Raw genomic sequence first — 3,041 nt, forward strand, 5'->3', positions numbered from 1 at the left:
CGACTGGCTGCACACCTACAATCACCACCGCGGACACACCGCGCTGAAAGGCCAACCACCCGCCAGCCGCGTCCCCAACCTCACAGGGCAATACAACTAGGGCGTGTTTCGAAAGTAGCGTCTGGCCCGCGACGCCTGGCACGGCGCCTCGCCGCGTTGTCGGGATCGTCCGCGTACGCCCAGTACGCAGACGACCCTCCGCCTTGCGATGCACCGCACCAGACGCCGCGGGCTCCGCCCTCCGGGCGGACGACGCTACTTTCGAAACACGCCCTAGTACGGTGACCGACGTGAGGGAGGCGGTCTGATTCCTATCGACCAACACAGTCAAACAACATCTCAAGAGTGTTTTCGTCGGGCCGATGTGCGCAGCCGACGTGACGTGCCGGGCGGGGCACACTCTCCTCCGGCGGTGCTGGCCACGCTTGTTAGTGGGTATACTGATCACAACGTTCGCGACGTTATGTTCGGCACGGTCATCGTGAAGATGTCGCACGTTGGCACCGAGGTCTCAGAGACGACCTGGTGCCGTGCTCCGGGCACCGTCCTCCGCCCGTGGACGGTGCCCGGAGTCACGCCTGACCAGGTGAGCAGCAAGGCTTGGTCGCCGACGGTCTCAGGCCTGCTTGGCGTAGAGGCCGCGACCTGTCCGCCGGATACGAGAAGTGCCTACCAGCCGGTCCAGGGTGCTGCGGACCGCGTTGATGCTTCCACTGTCCTTGTCGCGGCCGAGAGCCGCCGCGACATCCCGGGCCCGTACGTCGGCATCGCCGGCTCCCGCGAAATACTCCAAAATCTGTTCGGTGAGTTTGCCGTACTTCTTGTCATCGTCACTGTCACTGCTGGTATGCGCCCCGGGGGTACGGCTGACCGCGTCGGCTACGGCCGGGGAGGCGGAGTCCCGCGGATCCCGCCGGCTCACCGCCGGCTGCTGTTTCTGGACACCACGTGTGACGGTGGCGCCGTCCGCTGATTCCGAGGAAGGGGTGCCCTCCTGCGGGGGCACGGATGCTGAGGGGCGAGGCCGTTTCGTGGATACCGCAGCCGGTGTGTCAGCTGCCTGCGGCTGGGCAGCTCCGTGCATGAGAGCCTCGAGGGCATTGAGGGCTCGCTGTACGGAGCCGAGATGAGCAACGACCGCGGCGAGCTCCCTCTCCAGCGCCTGCTTCTGAATCTCCAGGCGGGCCAGATCCTCTTGAAGGCTCTCGGCGGTGATCTCGATATTGTGCGCCGTGTGGCTTACGGAGACCATGTGTCCTCTTGTCCTCAATACTTTTGCGTGCTGTTAGGCACACCCTTGGTGCCGCTCGCTCGCCCATACGATGAGACGGGTACCCCTGAACATCATAGGCGGATTGCGCACACAGCGTCACCACCATGTACGCAACAGTCCGCAGTGGTCACTCGAACGAAAGACGGGAACGATGCCTGCAGCACGGTCAGTCCGGGTGACGCCCGTCCCCACAGCGGAAGGGACATGCAAGCGGGTGGTCCGGATGGGCGGGGAGGGAACGCAGGGTCGGTGCGAACACGAGACAGGCTCGACCCTTCCAGCCTGCGGAAATCAAAGCTCCGTCGTGGCATCGGTAAACCCGCGCCGCCTACTCACCGAGCTTGCGGCAACTGGGAACTCGGGACGTCCACTGTTACATCGGACGGTCGGCACGTTACGCCCCCTCCGGGTGAAGACAGTGGTGTCGGCCGGGCTGCCACGGCTTCCGGTCCGTGCGAGGAGATAGTGGCAAATCGGTGACTGTCGGACGCTCAAGACCATGCCAGCTCCCAAGGCCGTGCGGCACTACCGAGCGGCCCTGGACCGGTTCCACGAACGGAGCTTGTCGGGGTTCAGGGTGACCCAGACCTGTACGACGTGGGGTCCGGCGACGTTCAGGCTGATGACCCCGGCGACCTGGCGGTCGTAACGAGCGACAAGACCGGTACGCCCGTTGACGGGATGCGCGTCCAGGGTGATGCGAGGGTGCCGGGCAAGCAGCGTCAGCAGGCTGCGGGCGACCTGCTGTCTGCCGTGGACGGGACGGACCAGGGCGCGTATCTTGCCACCGTCGTCGAAGTAGACGGTCACGTCCGGTACAAGCAAAGACGCCAATAGCCCGAATTCCTCCGCCACGCAGGCGTCATGAACCACGCCGGTCACCGTGTCGTGCTGCTGCGGCGTCGTGGGCCGTGCGCGCCGGTCCTGCAGACTGCGGCGCGCACGGTCGGTGAGCTGCCTACATTCCGTCTGTGGCTGACCGCCTATGTCGGCGACCGTACTCCGCGCCGTCCCGAAAGCGTGGTTCAGTACGAGCGCCGCCTGCTCGGTCGGAGACAGGGACTCCAGCGTGTTCAGCATCAGCTGATGAAGTTCCTGTGACAGCATCTCGTACCGCTCCGACGCCAGCTCTCCGACCGTACGTGAATGCTCCCGGTCCGGTCGGGGAAGCCGGGCCACGCATATACCGCCGACGGTCTTCACGAGCCAAGCGCGCGGCTGCACGATCCGCGCCCGCTCATGATCGGACAACCCGTGCCACTGCCGGTAGGCCTCATCGACGACGTTCTCGGACCCTGGACCTTTGCCGGGCATCCAGTACGCGACATCCAACAGGTGGTGCCGCTCCTCCGTCAGCTCCGCTATCGGCACCACCTGACCGACGGACTCCATGCGCGTCCTTCCTCTCCTCGCCCCTCTCCGTAACCCAGCCGCCCAGTGATTGGCCTCAGCTGGGACCCATCCGACTTCACTCCGCCGTCCCGTCGCCGGAACCTACTGTGACGACTCCGCACCGGAGGAAGCTGAACGGCGGACGGCGAGGCCCTGGTACGCGACAGAGACAGGACAGCCACAGACATTGTGACATCGGCATAACAGGCAGTGGAAGCATCGTACGCGGTGAACAATGAATGCAGTGCGTCACCGAATCCATCCCTCTGAGCCTGTCGCTATCGGGCCTTCCCCCGTGAAGGTGGGCACGCGGTTATTGATCACGCGGCGAGCGTGAGTTTAGCGGTGTGGTGTCGGTGTTCGTATTCGTTGGGGC

2 protein-coding genes and 1 pseudogene are annotated in these 3,041 nt (G+C 64.9%); 1 reads left to right on the top strand and 2 read right to left on the bottom strand.

The window, feature by feature from the left end; all coding sequences use genetic code 11:
• Positions 1-100, top strand: a pseudogene (locus tag ACIBTS_RS49225) (IS481 family transposase); the annotation flags it as partial.
• A gap of 516 nt (positions 101-616) precedes the next feature.
• Here the strand turns inward: ACIBTS_RS49225 and ACIBTS_RS49230 are convergent.
• Both ACIBTS_RS49230 and ACIBTS_RS49235 read right to left on the bottom strand, forming a co-directional pair.
• Complete coding sequence (locus tag ACIBTS_RS49230; RefSeq protein WP_399328517.1) at positions 617-1,252, bottom strand: hypothetical protein; 636 nt, start codon at positions 1,250-1,252, stop codon at positions 617-619.
• Positions 1,253-1,798: 546 nt separating this feature from the next.
• Positions 1,799-2,665 carry an RNA polymerase subunit sigma gene (locus ACIBTS_RS49235; RefSeq protein ID WP_399328519.1) on the bottom strand — a complete coding sequence of 289 codons (867 nt, stop codon included), beginning with the start codon at positions 2,663-2,665 and terminating at the stop codon, positions 1,799-1,801.
• Positions 2,666-3,041: the final 376 nt, after the last annotated feature.

The sequence above is a fragment of the Streptomyces sp. NPDC050121 genome (assembly GCF_044460385.1).
Taxonomy (GTDB): domain Bacteria; phylum Actinomycetota; class Actinomycetes; order Streptomycetales; family Streptomycetaceae; genus Streptomyces; species Streptomyces soliscabiei.

Coding starts and splice junctions, on each gene's coding strand:
- ACIBTS_RS49235 (WP_399328519.1), bottom strand. CDS start 2,665: ATGGAGTCCGTCGGTCAGGTGGTGCCGATAGCGGAGCTGACGGAGGAG.
- ACIBTS_RS49230 (WP_399328517.1), bottom strand. CDS start 1,252: ATGGTCTCCGTAAGCCACACGGCGCACAATATCGAGATCACCGCCGAG.